11 protein-coding genes are annotated in these 17,906 nt (G+C 68.7%); 3 read left to right on the top strand and 8 right to left on the bottom strand.

What is annotated here, in order from left to right; genetic code table 11:
* Positions 1 to 16: 16 nt before the first annotated feature.
* The gene (locus VPH61_RS15280; RefSeq protein ID WP_332064414.1) at positions 17 to 1,174 is read right to left on the bottom strand and encodes a Gfo/Idh/MocA family protein; all 1,158 of its coding nucleotides are present in this window, start codon (positions 1,172 to 1,174) and stop codon (positions 17 to 19) included.
* Between the two features lie 99 nt (positions 1,175 to 1,273).
* Positions 1,274 to 2,320 (bottom strand): substrate-binding domain-containing protein, encoded by a 1,047-nt coding sequence (locus tag VPH61_RS15285; RefSeq protein WP_332064364.1) that lies wholly within the window; start codon positions 2,318 to 2,320, stop codon positions 1,274 to 1,276.
* A 231-nt stretch (positions 2,321 to 2,551) separates the two neighbouring features.
* On the opposite strand from VPH61_RS15285, the gene VPH61_RS15290 reads away from it, so the two are divergent.
* The gene (locus VPH61_RS15290) at positions 2,552 to 4,069 is read left to right on the top strand and encodes a sugar ABC transporter ATP-binding protein (RefSeq protein ID WP_332064365.1); all 1,518 of its coding nucleotides are present in this window, start codon (positions 2,552 to 2,554) and stop codon (positions 4,067 to 4,069) included.
* Positions 4,066 to 5,130: an ABC transporter permease gene (locus VPH61_RS15295; RefSeq protein WP_332064366.1), complete on the top strand. Its 1,065-nt coding sequence runs from the start codon at positions 4,066 to 4,068 to the stop codon at positions 5,128 to 5,130. Before VPH61_RS15290 ends, VPH61_RS15295 begins: the two co-directional genes overlap by 4 nt.
* Before the next feature lie 69 nt (positions 5,131 to 5,199).
* On the opposite strand, the gene VPH61_RS15300 is transcribed toward VPH61_RS15295, so the two are convergent.
* Positions 5,200 to 6,294 carry an ROK family protein gene (locus VPH61_RS15300; RefSeq protein ID WP_332064367.1) on the bottom strand — a complete coding sequence of 365 codons (1,095 nt, stop codon included), beginning with the start codon at positions 6,292 to 6,294 and terminating at the stop codon, positions 5,200 to 5,202.
* A 421-nt stretch (positions 6,295 to 6,715) separates the two neighbouring features.
* Between VPH61_RS15300 and VPH61_RS15305 the strand changes: the two genes are divergently transcribed.
* Positions 6,716 to 7,942, top strand: coding sequence for an MFS transporter (locus tag VPH61_RS15305; protein ID WP_332064368.1), 1,227 nt, complete (start codon positions 6,716 to 6,718; stop codon positions 7,940 to 7,942).
* Between the two features lie 100 nt (positions 7,943 to 8,042).
* Here the strand turns inward: VPH61_RS15305 and VPH61_RS15310 are convergent, their stop codons facing one another.
* From VPH61_RS15310 to VPH61_RS15330, 5 genes are all read right to left on the bottom strand, one after another.
* Complete coding sequence (locus tag VPH61_RS15310) at positions 8,043 to 8,570, bottom strand: hypothetical protein (protein WP_332064369.1); 528 nt, start codon at positions 8,568 to 8,570, stop codon at positions 8,043 to 8,045.
* Between the two features lie 65 nt (positions 8,571 to 8,635).
* On the bottom strand, positions 8,636 to 9,250 hold the full coding sequence (locus VPH61_RS15315; protein WP_332064370.1) for a hypothetical protein: 615 nt from the start codon (positions 9,248 to 9,250) through the stop codon (positions 8,636 to 8,638).
* A gap of 86 nt (positions 9,251 to 9,336) precedes the next feature.
* A complete protein-coding gene (locus VPH61_RS15320; protein WP_332064371.1) occupies positions 9,337 to 14,889 on the bottom strand; it encodes a ThuA domain-containing protein in 5,553 nt (1,850 codons plus the stop codon).
* A gap of 311 nt (positions 14,890 to 15,200) precedes the next feature.
* On the bottom strand, positions 15,201 to 15,791 hold the full coding sequence (locus VPH61_RS15325; protein WP_332064372.1) for a thymidine kinase: 591 nt from the start codon (positions 15,789 to 15,791) through the stop codon (positions 15,201 to 15,203).
* Between the two features lie 156 nt (positions 15,792 to 15,947).
* Positions 15,948 to 17,786, bottom strand: a complete 1,839-nt coding sequence (locus tag VPH61_RS15330; RefSeq protein ID WP_332064373.1) for a glycoside hydrolase family 3 protein — start codon at positions 17,784 to 17,786, stop codon at positions 15,948 to 15,950.
* Positions 17,787 to 17,906: the final 120 nt, after the last annotated feature.

Raw genomic sequence — 17,906 nt, forward strand, 5'->3', positions numbered from 1 at the left:
GGTGTGCTGGTGCTCGTCATCGCTCGACCGTCGTCCAGGCCGCGTCGCCCGCCGAACTGCGCTCGACGGCGTCGAGCACGCGTTGGAGGTGCAGGCCGTCAGAGAACGAGGGGCTCGGCGCCACCCCGTCCGCGATCGACGTGACCAGTTCGACGACCTGGTGCGAGAAGCCGTGCTCGTATCCGAGCATGTGCCCGGCGGGCCACCACGCCGCCATGTAGGGGTGTCCGGGCTCGGTGGCCAGGATGGTGCGGAATCCCTGTTCGAGGTCGGGGTCGCCCGCGTCGTAGAACTCGAGCTCGTTGAGTCGCTCGATGTCGAAGGCGATCGCGCCGCGGGATCCGGAGACCTCGATCGTCAGCGAGTTCTTGCGCCCGGTTGCGAATCGGGTCGCCTCGAACGTGCCGATGGGTGCGAAGCCTGCCGCTGAGCTGAATCTTCCGGTGAAGATCGCGACGTCGTCGACCGTCACGGTGCCGACCTCCTCCGAGGCCGTGCCCGAGAGCCCGATGCGCTCCCCGAGCAGCGGTCGCTCGGCGACGACGGTCTCCAGGACGCCCGAGACCCGCTCGAGTCGCAGCCCGGTGATGTACTCGGCGAGGTCGACGGCGTGGGCGCCGATGTCACCGAGCGCCCCCGAGCCGGCGCGGTGCTTCTCGAGCCTCCAGGTCATGGGCCCGCTCTCGTCGCGGAGCCAGTCCTGACGGTAGGCGGCGCGCACTTGGCGCACGTCGCCGATGCGGCCGGCTGCGACGAGATCGCGTGCCAGCGTCACGGCGGGCACTCGCCGGTAGGTGAAGCCGACCATGGCCCGGATGCCGCGCTCAGCCGCTCGAGCGGCGGCGTCGGCCATCGCCTGCGCCTCGTCGACGGTGTTCGCGAGGGGCTTCTCGCAGAGCACGTGCTTGCCGGCCTCGAGCGCGGCGATCGCGATCTCGGCGTGCGTGTCGCCCGGGGTGACGATGTCGACGAGGTCGATGTCGTCACGGGCGATCACCTCGCGCCAGTCGTCGGAGGCCTCGGCCCATCCCCACTTCTGAGCGGTTCGCTCGACCGACGCGAGGTCGCGCCCGGCCAGGACCTGCATGGTGGGCTGCACGGGGAGATCGAAGAATCTGGGGGCGACGCGCCATCCTTGGGAATGCGCGGCGCCCATGAATCCCGCGCCGATCATCGCTACGCGGAGTGTGTCGGGCATGTCGCCCCTTTCTCTGGTCTGCCGAATCGGGTGCCGGAGTGCCCGGCGTGGAAGCCGGGCACCCCGGTCATCGGATCACGAGTCGAACGCGAGATCGATGTACTCGTCGACGTTGTCCTTCGTGACCACGGGGGCATCGAGGACGATGCGGGTGGGCACGCTGGGCGTGATCAGGTCGCTCATCGTCTTGCCCTGCGCGATCAGGCGGGCGAGCGCGATGCCGTCGGCGGCCTGCGTCGACGGGTAGATGATGGTCGCCTTCAGCACGCCGTCGTCGGCTTTGATGGCCTCCATCGCGTTCTTCGAACCGGCGCCGCCGACCATGAAGAACTCGTCACGACCGGCCGCGTCGATCGCCGCGAGCACGCCGATGCCCTGGTCGTCGTCGTGGTTCCAGATGGCATCGATCTTCGGGTTCGCCGAGAGCAGCTGCGAGGTCGCGGATTCCCCGCCCTGCACGGTGAAGTCCGCGGCCACGCGGGCCGAGACCTCGAGGCCGCAGTCGTCGAGCGCGTCGGCGAAGCCCTCCGAACGGTCCTGGGTGAGCGGCAGCGAGTCGATGCCGGCGATCTCCGCGACGACCGCATCGTCGTTGCCTGCGAGCTGCTCGCAGATGTAGGTGCCCGCGGAGACGCCCATGCCGTAGTTGTCGCCGAGCACCGTGGTTCGTGCGGCGAAGGGGCTCGAGAACTCGCGGTCGACGTTGATGACCGGGATCCCGGCATCCATCGCCTTGATCGCGACCTCGGTGAGTGCCGCCCCGTCGCTCGGGAGCAGCACGATGGCGTCGACGCCCTCGTTGATGAAGGTCTCGACGGCGGCGATCTGCGCGTTGGCGTCGTTCGTGCCCTCGGCCATCTGCAGCTCGACGTCGTCGAAGCCCTCCGCCGCTGCCTGCGCCCCGGAGTTGATCGCTCCGAGCCAGCCGTGGTCGGCGGCCGGACCCGAGAATCCGATGACGACGCTGTCGCCCGAGGCCGCGTTCTCCTCGCTGCTGGTGCCCTGCTCGGTGACGTTCTCGTCGACGCCTCCGCCGGTGCAGGACGCGAGGAGTCCGATGGCGAGGACGGACGCCCCCACACCGAACAGCGCGCGCTTCGCGAGCGTGTGTTTCCGTGCCATGAGTTCTCTCCTTTGAGGTGCATTGCTCTGTGATCGCGCGACGATGCGGGATCGGCATCGCCGATTCGACGTTTGTTCTGAGTCACATCAAATAACGCCGTTCGCACCATACCAACCTGCTCTTTTGCTGTCCACAAGTAATTTCGACGCCAGTCAGTCCTCGCGCGCGGTCCGCGTCGGTGCGCGTTTTGGGGGATTTCGGTGGTGCGCACCGTCTGATATGTTGCGACCATGATCAAAGTCGACCATCCCGTGTTGCTCGACGCCCGCGGCCTGCAGAAGTCCTTCGGCGGCGTGCGCGCCCTGAAAGACGTGACGCTGGAGATCCGGGCCGGCGAGGTCCACTGCATCCTCGGCCAGAACGGTGCGGGCAAGTCCACGCTCATCAAGACCCTCGCTGGCGTCCACCAGCCCGACGGGGGCGAGATCCTCTGGCTCGGCAGCTCCGTCTCGATCCCCGACCCGCAGGCGGCCCTCGAACTCGGCATCGCGACCATGTACCAGGAACTCGATGTCGTCGACGGGCTCACGGTCGCCGAGAACATCTTCCTGGGCCACGAGTTCGCCAAGGCCGGGTTCACGCGCCGGGGCCAGACGCACCGGCGCGCCCGCGAGCTCATGGAACGACTGGGGCACGGATCGATCTCGCCGAACACCGAGGTCGGATCGCTCAGCGCAGCCAACAAGCAGATCGTGAGCATGGCGCGTGCCCTCTCGCACGACATCAAGTTGATCATCATGGACGAGCCGAGCGCCGTGCTCGACTCCGAGGAGGTGAAGAACCTCTTCGCCGTGGTTCGCGAACTCACGAACGCCGGCATCGCGGTGGTCTACATCACCCACCGTCTGGAGGAGATCCGCCAGATCGGCGACCGGATCACCGTCATCAAGGACGGCCGCAGCATGGCTCACGGGCTCGCGGTCGCGGAAACGCCGACGACCGAGCTCATCCGGCTCATGACGGGCCGGAACGTCGAGAACGTCTTCCCGCCGGCGGTTCCGTTCCCGGCCGATGCACCGGTCATGCTCGAGGTCGAGAGCCTCGAGTTGCCGGGCGTCTTCTCCGACGTCTCCTTCTCGGTGCGGGCGGGCGAGATCGTCGGCCTCGCAGGCCTCGTGGGCTCCGGGCGGTCCGAGATCCTCGAGACCGTCTACGGCGCGCGCAAGTCTTCGCGGGGCAGCGTGGCTGTCGCGGGCGCGCCGCTCCGCCGCGGATCCGTCGTCGCCGCTGTCGCAGCGGGCATGGGCCTCTCGCCCGAGGAGCGCAAGAGCCAGGGGCTCGTGCTCGAGGAGCCGATCTACGTCAACGTGACGCTCTCGTCGATCTCGCGCTTCTCCCGTGCCGGATGGCTCGATACGCGCGCCGAGCGCAAGGCGGCTTCGGAGCAGATCGAGGCGCTCGAACTGCGGCCTGCCGACCCCGACCGGGCGGCAGCCACCCTTTCCGGCGGAAACCAGCAGAAGATCCTGCTCGCCCGCTGGCTCGTGCACGGCACCCGCGTGCTCCTGCTGGACGAACCCACACGGGGCGTCGACGTCGGCGCCCGCGCCGAGATCTACGCCCTCATCCGCCGCCTCGCAGCCGCGGGCAACGCCATCGTCGTCGTCTCCAGTGAGATCGAGGAGGTGCTCGGCCTCGCCGACACCGTGCTCGTCATCGCCGACGGCCGCGTGCTCGACACCCTCCCCGCCTCCGAAATCGACGAGCACGGCGTGCTCGAACTGGTCATGAAAGGAGCTGCCGCGTGAGCGAGCAGATCACCCCCGGCGCTGAAGTCATCGCCCCCTCCGACCCCACCGGCACCACCAGTTCGGTCGTCGTGACAGAACCGCCCTCGTCGGCCAGGCGCCTGCTCGGCGGCCCGGTGGGTCGCAACGCCGGGCTCGTGCTCGCGCTGGCGCTCATCATCGTCGTCGGCGCGATCACCGCCGGTGACGACTTCTTCCAGGTCTCGAACATGCTGACCATCCTGCGCCAGGCCTCGATCATCGGCGTCATCAGCGTCGGCATGACGCTCGTCATCATCGCCGGCGGCATCGACCTCTCGGTCGGCTCGGTGATGGGCCTCGCCTCGATCGCTGCGACGCTGGCCGCGGTGCAGAACCTCGCCGACCAGTCGCACTGGGTCGTGATGATCGCGATCGCCCTCGCCGTCGGACTCGTGGCCGGCCTCATGAACGGCATCGTGATCGCATACGGCAAGGTCGTCGCCTTCATGGCGACGCTCGCGATGCTCGTCGCTGCTCGAGGGCTCGCCGAGATCCTGGCCGAGCGGCGCACGCTCGTGATCGGGAGCCGCGACTTCATCGACTTCATGAACGCGGACCTCCTCGGCGTCGACATCCTCATCTGGATCTTCGCCGTCGTCGCCGTGGCCGGGTGGCTGATCCTGAACCGCACCACGTTCGGTCGCCGCACGGTCGCCATCGGCGGCAACGGCGAGGCAGCACGCCTGGCCGGCATCGACGTGAAGCGCCACACGATGTGGCTGTACGCCATCGCCGGCCTGTGCGCCGGCATCGCCGCCGTCATGATGATCGGCCGCACGACCGCCGGAACGTCGACGCACGGCACGCTCTACGAACTCGACGCGATCGCCGCCGTCGTGGTCGGCGGCACGCTGCTCATCGGCGGCCGAGGCACGATCACCGGAACCGTGTTCGGTGTGCTGATCTTCGCCACGTTGACCAACGTGTTCGTGCAGAACAACCTCTCGTCGTCGGTCCAGGCCGTCGCGAAGGGCGTCATCATCGTCGTCGCCGTGCTGCTGCAGCAGCGGTTCGCGAAGCCGGCCGGGAGCCGGGAATAGCGCGTCTCAGCGCCGTCGCCCCGCCCATTCCTGCCGTCCGGTTCCTGCGAATCGGACGGCAGGGGCGCGTCAGCTCGCGGCGACCCGCCGCGCCTCGCTGTCGGACTCGGAGCCGGCCGACGACACCGAGGTCGACACCGACGCCGGGTCGCGGAGGATCGTGCGGAAGACGAGCTCGCCCGCGCCGATGAGCACGTTGTCGTCGAGGCTCGACGACACGATCCTCACCTCTGACGAGGGTCCGGCCAATGCCGAGCGCTCGACCGTCTCCTGCAGTCGCTCCTGCGTGACGTTCCGCACCGCGGCCAGGAACCCGCCGAGCACGATCGTGCCCGGGTTGAAGATGTTCACGATGTTGCGCAACCCCACGCCGAGGAAGTCGAGTTGCCGATCGACGGCGGCGGTCACCGCGGGATCCGTGCCGTAGGTGTCGCGCAGACGCTGCTCCAGCAATCCGGCCTCGGCGTCGGCAAGTCCGACGACGCGAAGCAGGTCGTGGCGGTTCACCTCGGTCTCGAGGCATCCGACCGCACCGCAATGGCAGTGCACGCCATCGGAGTTGACGAGCATGTGACCGAGTTCGCCGCTGTAGCCGTTGACACCCGAGAGCAACTGCCCACCGACGATCGCTCCGCCGCCGATGCCGCCTGCGCCGCCGTTCAGGTACACCAAGTTGTCTTCGTCGACGCCCTGTCCGAACCGCCCCTCGGCGACGACGGCGCATGTGGCGTCGTTCGCCGCCCACGTGGGAAGCCCGGTCGCGGTGGCGACCATGTCGACGAGCGGTTCGTCGTGCCAGTCCAGGTGGGGCGCGACCCGCACGACCCCGTCACGTGCGTCGACCAGCCCGGGAACGCCGATACCGATGCCCAGGACGGTTCCGCCGTCGGAGAGCTCGAGTCCGCGGAGCAGTGCCTGGAGCGTGTTGACGGTGTGCACGGCGGTCGGTGCGCTCTCGACGTCGAAGCGGAACTCCCGGAGCACCTCACCACCCAGGGCGACCACACCGATGGCGATCGCGTCGGTATCGGGGTACACCGCGACCGCGATGTGGCGCTGCGAAGGACGAACGACCGTGCTCGGGCGGCCGACTCGCTTCGTATCGAGCGGCTGCGACACGGTGACGAGTTGCAACGAGTCCAGCTCGGTGACGATCGTCGCCACCGTGGATCTGTTGAGGCCCGTCGCATGCGTGAGATCCGCGCGGGTCAACGAGCGATTCGCGTGCAGCAGCGAGAGCACGGCGCTGAGGTTCTGCCGACGCAGGTCCTCAAGGTTCCTGCCCTGGGACCCGACACGCGAGGTGCCTCCGATCGGATCCTTCATCCCACCTCCAGGTAGGTGATCGCCTGCGGCACTATTCGGCAGGACGTGGTTGAACTTCGATGCTACTCGGATTGCCCGAGGGAGCGCCGAAGGCGCTCGAGTGCCGGACAGGTATATATGTTGTGACTCCAGCCATATGACCATACGCTGCTTGAGACGGCGAACCACGCCGGTCCGCGATGAAGCCGACCGCGCTTCGAAGCAGAACGCATGCGTCTCGGCGTCGTCCAGACCGATCGACCCTACGAACAGGATCGCCATGACCCCCACCCCGCTCGCCCCGCCTGCCACGCCGTTGCGCGTCGGGCTCATCGTGGGGGCCGTAGCGCTCACGGCCTTCAACCTCCGAACCGGTGTCACCGGCTTCAGCCCGCTCGCGGATCGCATCGGCGACGAGCTCGGCTTCGGCGCACCGACGATCGGCGCGATCGGAACCATCGTCACGGCCTGCTTCGCCGTCTTCGGACTGGTCTCCCCGGCCGTCGCACGCCGGATCGGTCTCGAGCGCGCGATGGTGCTCGCGCTGGCCCTGTCGACGCTCGGCACGCTCCTGCGATCGGCATCGTCGTCGACCGAGTTCCTGATCGGCTCGAGCGTGCTGCTGTTCGCGGGCATCGGAATGGCCAACGTGCTGACCATCCCCTTGATCAAGCGCTGGTTCCCCGCCAAGCTCGGCACCCTGAGCAGCGTGTACGCCGTGCTGCTCCAGGTCGGCCAGGTGGTCGCCCCCGTCATCTCGGTGGCCGTCGCGGAGCCCCTCGGCTGGCGATGGGCCCTGGCCATCTGGGCCGCCCCGCTGGCCGTCGCGGCCGCCCTGTGGGCGATGCCGGCGCTCAGGGCCGGCGCATCCGCAGGCTCCCCCGCCGTCCCGGCTCGCCTCGATGCCAGGACTCGACGACGGTACTGGCGAACCCGTCCGGTGCGCGGACTCATCCTCCTCTTCTCCATGACGGCGCTGCACACCTACACGATCGTCACGTGGCTCCCGAACATCGCGATCGATGCCGGACTCGGCGAGGGCGGCGGGGCCGCCCTCCTCGCGTTCTTCTCGGCCTTCGGCATCGCCGCCGGCTTCGTGGTTCCCGGGCTCACCCTCCGCATGCGCAACCCGTTCAGCGTGGTGGTCGTCTGCGCCGCCCTGCTCGCGTGCGGCTATCTCCTACTGGCGGTCGACGCGACCGCCTTCGCATGGCTGGCGACCGCGGCCCTCGGGCTCGGGGTCAGCACCTTCCCGCTCTGCCTCGCCCTCGTGCATCGACGTTCGACCACGCCCGAGGGCGGCACGTTCCTCTCCGGGGCGATGCAGGGAATCGGCTACGGCGTCGCGTGCGTCGGCCCGCTCTTCGTCGGGTGGGTGCTGACCGCCACCGACAGCTGGCTGCCGGTGTACGTCGGCCTGATCGCAACGCTCGCCATCACCGTCTACGGCGGCGTGCTGGCCTGCCGCCCGGGATCCGTGGAGGCCGAAGCATCCGTTCGCGCCTGACGGATCGGGACGACTGTGTGTGAGAGGGTGCCGGCGCGCAAGAGGACGGGGATGCCGCGGCATCCCCGTCCTCTTCGATTCGGTCTCGGTTCCGTCTGCGTCACACCGACACGCGCGACCTCCGGAGCACGATCAACGCCACGAGCACGACGACCGCCACGACCGCGGCGCCGCCGAGCCCCAGACCGAGCCAGGAGCTGAACGCAGCCCCCGCCCCGCCGTCGGACTGGGCCGCCGGTGCGACGTGGTCGTCTGCCACGACGTCGGCCATGACGATCTCGAGCGGTGCGCTCGTCTCGTAGGCGATCGGCTCGGTGACCCGAACCGTGACCTCCCACTCCCCCTCGGGGAAGGTGCCGGGGGGCGCTCCCCAGATGCCCGAACCCTGACTCGCGGAGACGAGCACGACGGGATCGAGCACCTCGCCGCTCGCCGACCGCCCTTCGACCGTCGCGACGACGAGCGCCTCGACGGGGTGGGAGTCCTCGACATAACTGAACGAGACGTAGATGCCGCCCTCACCGTCTTGGGCGATCTGGCCCTCGATGGGGCCGCCGTGCGCCTGTGCCGGACTGACACCGAGCCCGAGCAGCATGGCGGAGGCCATCGCGAGCAGCATGACGAACATCGCCCCGACCCTCCGGTGCGAGGCGGGCGCGGCGACCGCCACGACCGGTGTCGAACCCGTGCCCATCACTCGAAGAGGGAGAGGGTCAGCGTCGAGGTGTAGTTGCCGGGCTCGACCGTCGCAGGCGTACGCAGCGACAGGTCGGCGGTCGCGGTCCAACTGCCCTCGTCGACGATGGCCTCGGACGCCGCCGCCATCGCGAGGAGTTCGACGTCGACCAACCCCGGTCCGGCATCGAGCTCGCCATCGACCGGATCGCCGGCGCCCACCAGGCCGGAATCGCCGCCGTCGATCAATGCGGGCACCCAGCCCAGCAACGAGGCCGGGATCGAGGGCTGCCCGGCGGCGCCCGCGAAATCAGTCGCGCTGCCCAGTACGTACCAGTACGCGTCGTCGGGTATCTCGTCGGCGGTGCGAGTGTCGGTCACCGTCACGGTGGGCAGAGCCCCCGTGAACTGGCGGACCGATGGGGTGGATCCCGACTCGCTCAGTGCGGCGTATCCGCCAGCGACCGTGAGGGCGAGCACGCCGGGCTCGTCGATCCGGGCGATCTCGACGGACACGTCGATGTCTTCGCCGCCGTGCTGCTCCTCGGCGGACGCCGTGGTCGCGACGCTGCCGAGCACGACCGCTCCAGCCGCGACCAGCGCGCATCGGGCGAGCAGTTCTCTTCTCCGCATGGTCTTCTCCTTCTCGTGGGCCGGTGTCATCGACGCCGGAAGCCGGGGTAAGGGGCGGCCCGCCGAGGGCGGGCCGCCCGTTGGAATCAGCCGCAGGGGTGCGCGGCGTATCCGGTTTCGACGGTGCTCGTCACGGTCTCTCCGTCGACGACGCCCGTCACGGAGACCGAGACGGTTCCGGCGGGCAGCTGCGCGAGGCGGGTCGTGAACGCGTGGAACGCGTTCTTGCCCGGCGCGACGGCGGCGAACGACTTCGTGCCGTACACCGACGTGTAGCCGATCGTCAGCGGCACGCCCTCGTTGTTCGTCGTCTGCACCGTGAGCAGTGCCTTGCCCGCGATGCATCGGGCACCCGCCACGACGGTCACGTCGAGCGGGGTGCCTCCGTCCGGCACGTCGAGGCGTCCGACCTCGCTCGTGTTGCCCGCGGCATCCGCTGCTCGGTACTCGACCGTCACCGCGCCGCTCGGCAGCGCGACCGGGCCGACGAAGGCGGTCCACTCGGCTTCGGCGATGCGGTACTCGATCGACTCGACCCCGCTCGTTGCGTCCACGGCCTCGAGGCCGAGTACGCGCACGTTGGGATCGTTCTCGTCGGTGGTGACCGCTGCGGTCGGCACCGGCGCCGTGGCGTCGATCTTGAAGGAGACCGATGCCGTCTCGGTCGAGCCCCCCGACGACGTCGAGGCACGGTACTGCAGCTCGTGCTCGCCGTCTTCGGCCACGACGACGGGCGTCGTGTACTCGACCCATCCCGCGCCGTCGAGGTTGACCTCCCGGTACACCGTGCCGCTGCCGCCCTGTGCGTCGACCGTGACCGTCACGTCACCGGAGTACCACCCGTTCGCGCCGGTCGGCGATTCCGGTGTCACGGATGCCGCGACCTGCAGCGGATCCTCGACGACGGTGAAGGAATCGAAGAACACGGTGTTGGACACCTCGCCCTGCGACGGGTTGCCGAGCGCGTACAGACCCACCTCGGCGTCGGCGAGCGCGGCGTTCTGCACCGGCTCCGCCATCGGGGTCCACGTGATGCCGTCGGTGCTGGAGTACCCGGTGAAGGTCGTGCCGACCTTCTCCAGCCGCAGTCGCACCAGTCCGTCCGCCGGCGCCGGAGCGTTCGGCTGCGGGCTCTGCACGACGTTGCCGACTTCGCTGCGCATCTCGATGTTGCGGGCGACCGGCTGATCGGCCCCATTCGTGGCGAGGATGTCGAGCTTCACGTAGTTGGCTTCATCCTTGAAGAGGATCAGGCCGCCCTGCTGGTAGCTCCGGTCGAGCTGCGAGGCGTCGACCTGCGTCTCCACGACCCAGTCGGCACCCGGCTGAGGCTGCAGCACGAAGTTCGTCGCGCCTGTCTCCTCGCTGTAGATGTCGAACGGCGAGGTGTCGATCTGCAGCTTCCCGTCTGCGACGCGGTAGCTGTCGGCGTCCTCGTTCACGACCTCCCATCGGCAGGCCTCGAGCGAGGTGCCGTCGAACTCGTCGTTCGGCGATGCGGCCGTCGCCGTGTCGTCGGGCGTCACCTGGAACCAGTCGTACGTCGCGTCGACGACGCCGTACGCCTGCGAAGCCGCACTGTTGGAGCCGAGCGCGAGCAGACCGATCTTCGGGTTCGAGATGCCCGCGAGGGTGAACGTGTCCGTCATCGTCGTGAAGTCGGTGCCGTTCGCCGAGTACGAGGCGCTGACCGTCGTACCGTCGCTCGTCAGCCGCACGTAGTACGTGTCGGGGAAGTCCGCTCCGAGCGTCGCCGTGTTGCGTTCGACCGGCGTCGCGTCATCTTCCTTCAGGAACTGGAAGATACGATTCGCGGCGTCGGACGACCCGCCACGTGCCTGGAGCACGAACTTGAGGTAGTTGTCGTCGTCGCCGTAGATCGTGAGGCCGGCCTGCTGGTACTGCACCCGCGCCGGGAAGCTCAGCTTCGCGGTCATCGAGAACGCACCATCTGGGATGTCCTGCAGGACGATGTTGGACGTGCCGGTGCCGGCGGCGTGGATGTCCGTCAGCGAGGCCGGGATCGTGAGCTCGCCGTTCGCCACCTGGGCGAACTGATCGATTCTCACCGAGCGGTTCCATCGGCCGCTCGTGTCGAGCGACGTGCCGTCGAACCCGTCGGACCGCCCGCTGAAGCACATGCCGATCGGCGGCGACTCGACCGTGATCGTCTCCTTGAAGTCGCGGTACGCGCCGCCCTCGTCGGTCGCCCGCACCGTGAGGGTGTAGGCGCCCGGCTCGGTGTACTCGTACGTGAACTCCGAGGTTCCGGCGACGAAGCCGCCACCGGTCCCGGCATCCCACTGGTACGTGAGGAGGCCGGAGTCGCCGTCGGGGTCGGTCGCCTCGACCGAGGCGTTCACCGTCAGCGGAGGCTCACCGTTGGTCGTGTCGACCGTGAGCTCACCCGTCGGCGATGCGTTCGTGTCGACGCCGTCGCCCTCGAACACGAGGTTGTTGACGTTGGCGCCACCCGAGGTGAGCACGAAGTACAACGTGCCGGTCTCACCGTTCGTCGCCTCCGCGTTCAACGTCATCGGGAAGTCGCTGTACGTCTGCCAGGCGGGCTGGCCGTCGGACCCGTTGGTGGGCTGGAAGGTCACCGTGCCGAGCGTCGGGCCGGTCGGCGAGTTCCACCGCGCCTCGATCGTGCCGTCGCCAGCGAATCCCTTGGCGATGCGCATCGACACCGAGTCGATGCCCTTCAGGTTGATCGGCTCGTACGCCCACCAGTCGTTCGTCTCGATGTGGCTGACGTTCTTCCCGCCGCCCGCCGTGTCACCGGTGGTCTCGGTGCGCACGCCGTCATCGGCTCCGCCGGTGCCGCCGACGCGGCCCGTCTCGTCGAAGTACTCCGCCTGGAAGTACTTCGGGTTCAGGATGTTGGTCCCGAATCCGGTGAGCGGCACGCCGGCCGCGCCACCGTCGTCGGCGTAGTTCACGTTGATCACCCAGAACAGGTTCGCCTCGAGGCCGTGGCCCGCGTCGCGGATCGTCTGGATGCTGCCTTCGCAACCGTGCTGTTCTCCGAAGTCGTGGTTGTGGGAGTCGTGGCCGAGCGCCGCGACGACCGTGACGTTCGAGCAGTCGACCGGCCCCGAGGCATCCGGATCGTTCACCGTGACCTCGTAGCGCACCTGGTCGCCCCACTCGAAGAAGCCGCCCTGCTCGGGGAAGCTGATCTCCACCGTGGGAACCGCGTTGCCGACGACGATCTGCACGTTGGCGACGGCCGAGCTGCCGAGTTCGTCGGTCACGGCGAGTTGCGCCGTGTACGCGCCGGCCCCTGCATAGGTGTGGGTCGGGTTGGCCTCGGTCGAGGTCGGCGTACCGTCACCGAAGTTCCACTCGATCGTGTAGTCGAGCGCGAGCGGGTGCCGCGTGCCCTCGGAACTGAAGTTGACCGTCAGCGTCTCGTTCGGCCCGTTCGTGACGTCGGCCGAGGCGCGGGCGATCGGCGAGGGGCTGCCCTCGACGTAGTCGATGCGGTAGACACCCGAGTCGGTCGTCGAGCCGCTGAAGTCCGAACCCCAGTCGATGACGTAGAGCGCACCGTCGGGGCCGAACTCGAAGTCCATCGAGCGGTGCCAGTCGCCGCCGCCGTCGAAGATGCCGGGCAGCATGCGGTTGATGTCGACGATCTCCGAACCCGTCGCCTCGTCGAGCTGGATCGAGTACTGCCGACCCTGGTTCCACTCGCCGAAGATCGCCTTGCCGTCCCAGTACTCGGGCCACTTGGTCTCGGACTCGAGAGCGGGGTCGAATCGGTACACGGGTCCGCCCATGGGCGCACCGCTGTTGCCGATCTCGGGGTAGATCGCCGAGGTGCCGTTCTCCGTCCACCACTCCGGCTGGATCACGGGCGGGAGGGTGGTCAGTCCGGTGTTGTTCGGGCTGTTGTTGATCGGTGCGGCCGGGTCGAAGGCAGCTCCCGCGGTCGAGGTGGCGAAGTTCCAGTCGCGGTAGCACTTGATGCCCACGCAGAGCGGCCATCCGTAGTTGCCGGGTTCGTCGACGATGTTCCACTCGACGGTGCCGCCGGGGCCGCGGTTCGCGTTCGCGGACCCGGCGTCGGGGCCGTAGTCGGCGACGAACAGCTTGTTCGTCTGCGGGTCGAGGCCGATCCGGAACGGGTTGCGGAAGCCCATGGCGTAGACCTCGGGGCGGGTCTTGTTCGTCGCGTCATCCGCTTCGTCGAACAGGTTGCCGTCGGGGATCGTGTACGTGCCGTCGGCCTGCGGCGTGATCCTGAGCACCTTGCCGCGAAGGTCGTTCGTGTTCGCCGACGACTTCTGCGCGTCGTAGTCGGACCGGCCCGTGCGCTCGTCGATCGGCGCGTAGCCGTCGGACTCGAACGGGTTGGTGTTGTCGCCGGTGGCGAGGACGAGGTTGCCGTCGTTGTCGAAGAGCATGTCCCCACCGGCGTGGCAGCAGGTGTTGCGCTGCGTCGTCACCTTCAGGAGGATCTTCTCGGAATCGAGCGCTGCGGTCTTCGTGTCGAAGTCGTAGGTGAATCGCGAGACACGGTTGTGCGGGCCGTCGCCGCCGAGGCTGTTGGGTGCGTAGTAGAGGTACACCCAGCCGTTCTCGGCGAAGGCGGGGTCGAGCACGACACCGAGCAGTCCGTCTTCGTTGGCCTGGGTGACGGAGAGCGTCAGCGCGGTCGACGTCGACTTGGTCTCGGGATCGATCTGCTGCAGTCGTCCGTTGCGCTCGGCGTAGAACACCTTGCCGTCAGGCGCGACATCCATCGCCATGGGGTTCTGCGTGTTGTCGTCGAGCGTGACCTTCTCGTAGTTCGCGCTCTGCGTGGCCGAGCAGCCTGCCGGCACGACGCCGGCCGCGATTTCGAGGCCGCCGAGGATGTGCTGCCGGAATGCCGGGATCTCGTAGTTCGACTCGATGTGGCCGAGGCCCGTGTACCACGAGCGGCCTCCCTCGTAGTCGCTCTGGCACCAGGCGATGGGGTGATCGGCGCCCTGGGTGCCGCCCGTGTAGCTCGATTCGTCGAGCGACAGCAGCACGTGCACGTCGTCGCGCGTGAAGTTGCGGTAGTTGTACCACTCGTCGCTCAGCGTCCACGTGTCGCCCTCGAGGTGCGCGGTCGACGGGTTGACCTTGTCCTCGATCTTGACCGTCGCCTCCTGGGGCGCCGGGTGGCCGTTGAAATAGCCGCCGACGAGTGCGCCGTAGAAGGGCCAGTCGTACTCGGTGTCGCTCGCGGAATGGATGCCGGCGTAGCCGCCGCCGCCGCGGATGTACTCCTCGAAGGTGGTCTGCTCGTCGGCGGTGAGCACGTCGCCCGTCGTCGAGTTGAAGACGACGGCGTCGAAGAGCGCGAGGTCGCTCGCATTCGCAGGGGCGAAGACGCTCGAGTCCTCGGTGAAGACGGCTTCGAATCCGTTCTCCTCGGCGAGATCGGCGATGAGGGTGTTCGCCGGAGCGATCGACCCGTGGCGGAAGCCGGCCGTCTCGGAGAAGACGAGCACGCGGAAGTCCGCTGCCGCTTCGACCTCAGCAGCTTCTGCTGCGGGTGGGCTCGAGATGGCCGGCACTGCGAGGCCGGCCATGACCGCGAACGCGGTCGCGAACGCCGCGAGCCGGCGTCTGGTTCCTGGAATGGGGACTGCTCTGTGCACCATTGCTCCTGAGGTCGTCGGTCACTCGCGCGCCCGGGCATCGACCAGACATCGTCGACATTGACAGCGCTGTGGCCGATGTTATGGAGGGCTTTTGTTGTTTGTCAAGCAAAATATGCTTTACGCCCGACACGCCGGTACTGCAGGGCGGTATCAGCGCACTGATCCTCGCAACCGTTGAATCGTCTTCATTCCCAACAATTCGTCGCGCGGTGCGCGACCTCGGCCGCGTCGTGATGACCGCACTGCCTCTCGCCGACAAGGGACGGGGTCGCCGGTCGCCCGGCCCTACCCGCCGTGACTGGCGCGCATCACGCTGAGCGACGGCCTCGTTCGCCGAAGTGCTGCCGACAGCGCGCCTGGTACGACTCGATCCCGCCCACGTGCTCGGCAGTCGCGGCGCGAGCGTCCGCGACGTCGTCGGCGCGGACCCGCTGATGGAACGCGGCATCCTGCCCGCAGACGGCGCAGACGGCCGTGAGCTTCGTCACGTCCTCGGCGAGCGCCATGAGCGATGGAAGCGGCTCGAAGGGGCGGCCGTCGAACGTCACGCAGAGACCGGCGACGACGACCGACATTCCAGTGAGCACGAGCCTGCTCACCGCCGGCACGAGCTCCGTCCCGAAGAACTGGGCCTCATCGATCGCCAGCAGGTCCAGCTCGCGATCGCCCACCAGCTCCACCAGCGAGCCGACGTCGGGCACTGATCGAGACGCGATGCTGAGCCCCGAATGCGAGGCCACTCGGCCCGCGGCGTGCCGATCGTCGAGCGCGTGGTTGACGACCTCGACGGCGAGTCCGGCGAGTTGCGCACGACGCACTCGCCGCAGCAGCTCCTCGGACTTGCCGGCGAACATCGGGCCGCAGACCACCTGGAGCCGGCCGTTCGGCGTACTGCGCATGGATCAGAGCCTAAAGGAGGCCGCCGTCAGGTGGAGCAATCGGCATACCTCGCAACGCGGTCGCACGAGCGTTGCCGAGTCGTGGCCCACCAGAGTGAGCGGATGCCGCGGCATCCGCTCACCCCTCGCGCGTCAGCGCGTCGGCACGTCAGCGCGTCAGTCGAACCCGAGACCGTGGCCGAACGGGTAGAGCACGCCGGTGCGGTCGGCCGTCGGAATCGTGACCGGCAATGTGCCGACCGGGTCGTTCTCGCCGTAGAGCACACGCGTGAGCGACTCGAGCGACGCCGCCGTGTAACCGTACGTCGCGAGGGCCGTCGGCACGTTCGTCATGACCGAGATGTCGTACGGGTTGCGCATCGCCGACACGACGACGGGCGTGCCGCTCGCCAGCAGCGCCTGCACGAAGGCCTGCTGGGCTGCGGCCGACGCGGTCGGCAGCCCGGTCGTCGCCGAGACGTTCGACGCATTGTTCGTCGAGACTACGACGAGGTCGTGGTTCGCAGCCGCCGCGGCGACCTCGGCGATCACGGCCGCACTCGGCGTGAGCCCCGTTTCGCGCACCGTGACGCCCTGCCCGCGCGCGGCGATCGCGGCTCCGAGGGTCGACGTCGTCGTGACGCCCCAACCGGTGACGAGCACGTCGCGCGGCTCGCTCGAGAGCGGCAGCACGCCGGCGTCGTTCTTGAGGAGCGTGGTCGTGTCGTCGGTGATCGTCTGCGCGTCGGCGACATGAGCGGGTGCGCCGACGATCGATGCCGCGGATGCGGCATCGACGAACGGGTCCTCGAAGATGCCGCGCTGCATCTTGAGCCGCAGGATGCGGTACACCGACTCGTCGAGCCGCTGCTCGGAGATCTCACCGCTCAGCACCGCGTCGAGCACGGCGTTGTAGGCGACATCCATCTGGGGCGCGAGCACGAGCATGTCGGCGCCCGCCTTGAACGCCTCGACGGGCGCGACGTTCGGCGGATACGTACTCGTCGCACCCTGCATGTCGAGCGCGTCGGTGACGATGAGGCCGTCATAGCCGAGCTCGTCGCGCAGGAGGCCCGTGAGGATCGGCTCCGACATCGTGGCGGGAGCGCCGCTCGGGTCGATCGAGCGCAGCACGACGTGGGCGGTCATGATCGTGTCGACGCCTTCGGCGATCGCGGCCTGGAACGGCGGCAGGTCGATGGCCTCGAGCTGCTCGCGCGTGTGCGTCACCTCGGGGAGTCCGAAGTGGCTGTCGGTCGCCGTGTCGCCGTGGCCCGGGAAGTGCTTCGCGGCGGCCGCGATGCCGCCGTCGTGGAAGCCGTCGACCTCGGCGGCGACGAGCTCGGCAACGAGCTGCGGGTCTTCGCCGATCGAGCGGATGCCGATGACCGGGTTGGCCGGGTTGACGTTGACGTCGGCGACCGGCGCATAGTCCTGGTTGATGCCGACCGCGGCGAGCTCGGTGCCGATCACCTCGGCCGAGCGGTGCGCGTGCTCCGCCGAGCGGCTCGCGCCGAGGGGCATCTGCCCGGGCATCTGCGTCGCCGGAGCGCCGAAGCGGGCGACGAGGGCGCCGCCCTCCTGGTCGGTCGAGATGAGCAGCGGGATGCCGGCCGGCTGGTCGGTCGCCGCCGTCTGCAGCCCGTTCGAGAGCGTCGCGACCTGGGTCGGCGTGCCGAAGTTGTCGGGCCCGCGCGTCGTGAAGTAGATGACCCCGCCGGGCTTGTACTTGTCGATGACCTGGGCCGGAGTATCGACGCCGTACAGCCGTCGGTTGTTCGCGGCAGCGGTGTCGCTCACGGCCGTGGCGTCTCGCCCGTACACCTCGACGACGAAGAGCTGACCCACCTTCTCCTCGACGCTCATGTGCTGGAGCATGCTCACGATGCGCCCGCGGAACGGAGCGTCGTCCGAGTGCCCCGGGCCTGCGGCCGCGGCCGGGGTCACCGCGAATCCCAGCATCCCGATGACGGCGGCGGCCGTGATCAACGACCTCCTGCCGATTCCGTGTGTCATGTCGACCTCCTTGTCGCACACCGGCCGTTGTGACCGTTCCCGCGGATGCTATCGAGTGACTCGTGTCCGTGTCACCCCTTCTGGGGTCAAGTGGACGGTACCCGGGCCATCGAGCACGAA

Origin of the sequence: Agromyces sp. CCNWLW203, from assembly GCF_036576125.1 — a bacterium.
Taxonomy (GTDB): Bacteria; Actinomycetota; Actinomycetes; order Actinomycetales; family Microbacteriaceae; genus Agromyces.

What these genes read in the sequence shown, in the direction of transcription:
- VPH61_RS15280 (WP_332064414.1), bottom strand. Translation starts at nt 1,174, where the DNA reads ATGATCGGCGCGGGATTCATGGGCGCCGCGCATTCCCAAGGATGGCGC.
- VPH61_RS15285 (WP_332064364.1), bottom strand. Translation starts at nt 2,320, where the DNA reads ATGGCACGGAAACACACGCTCGCGAAGCGCGCGCTGTTCGGTGTGGGG.
- VPH61_RS15290 (WP_332064365.1), top strand. Translation starts at nt 2,552, where the DNA reads ATGATCAAAGTCGACCATCCCGTGTTGCTCGACGCCCGCGGCCTGCAG.
- VPH61_RS15305 (WP_332064368.1), top strand. Translation starts at nt 6,716, where the DNA reads ATGACCCCCACCCCGCTCGCCCCGCCTGCCACGCCGTTGCGCGTCGGG.
- VPH61_RS15310 (WP_332064369.1), bottom strand. Translation starts at nt 8,570, where the DNA reads ATGTTCGTCATGCTGCTCGCGATGGCCTCCGCCATGCTGCTCGGGCTC.
- VPH61_RS15315 (WP_332064370.1), bottom strand. Translation starts at nt 9,250, where the DNA reads ATGCGGAGAAGAGAACTGCTCGCCCGATGCGCGCTGGTCGCGGCTGGA.
- VPH61_RS15325 (WP_332064372.1), bottom strand. Translation starts at nt 15,791, where the DNA reads ATGCGCAGTACGCCGAACGGCCGGCTCCAGGTGGTCTGCGGCCCGATG.
- VPH61_RS15330 (WP_332064373.1), bottom strand. Translation starts at nt 17,786, where the DNA reads ATGACACACGGAATCGGCAGGAGGTCGTTGATCACGGCCGCCGCCGTC.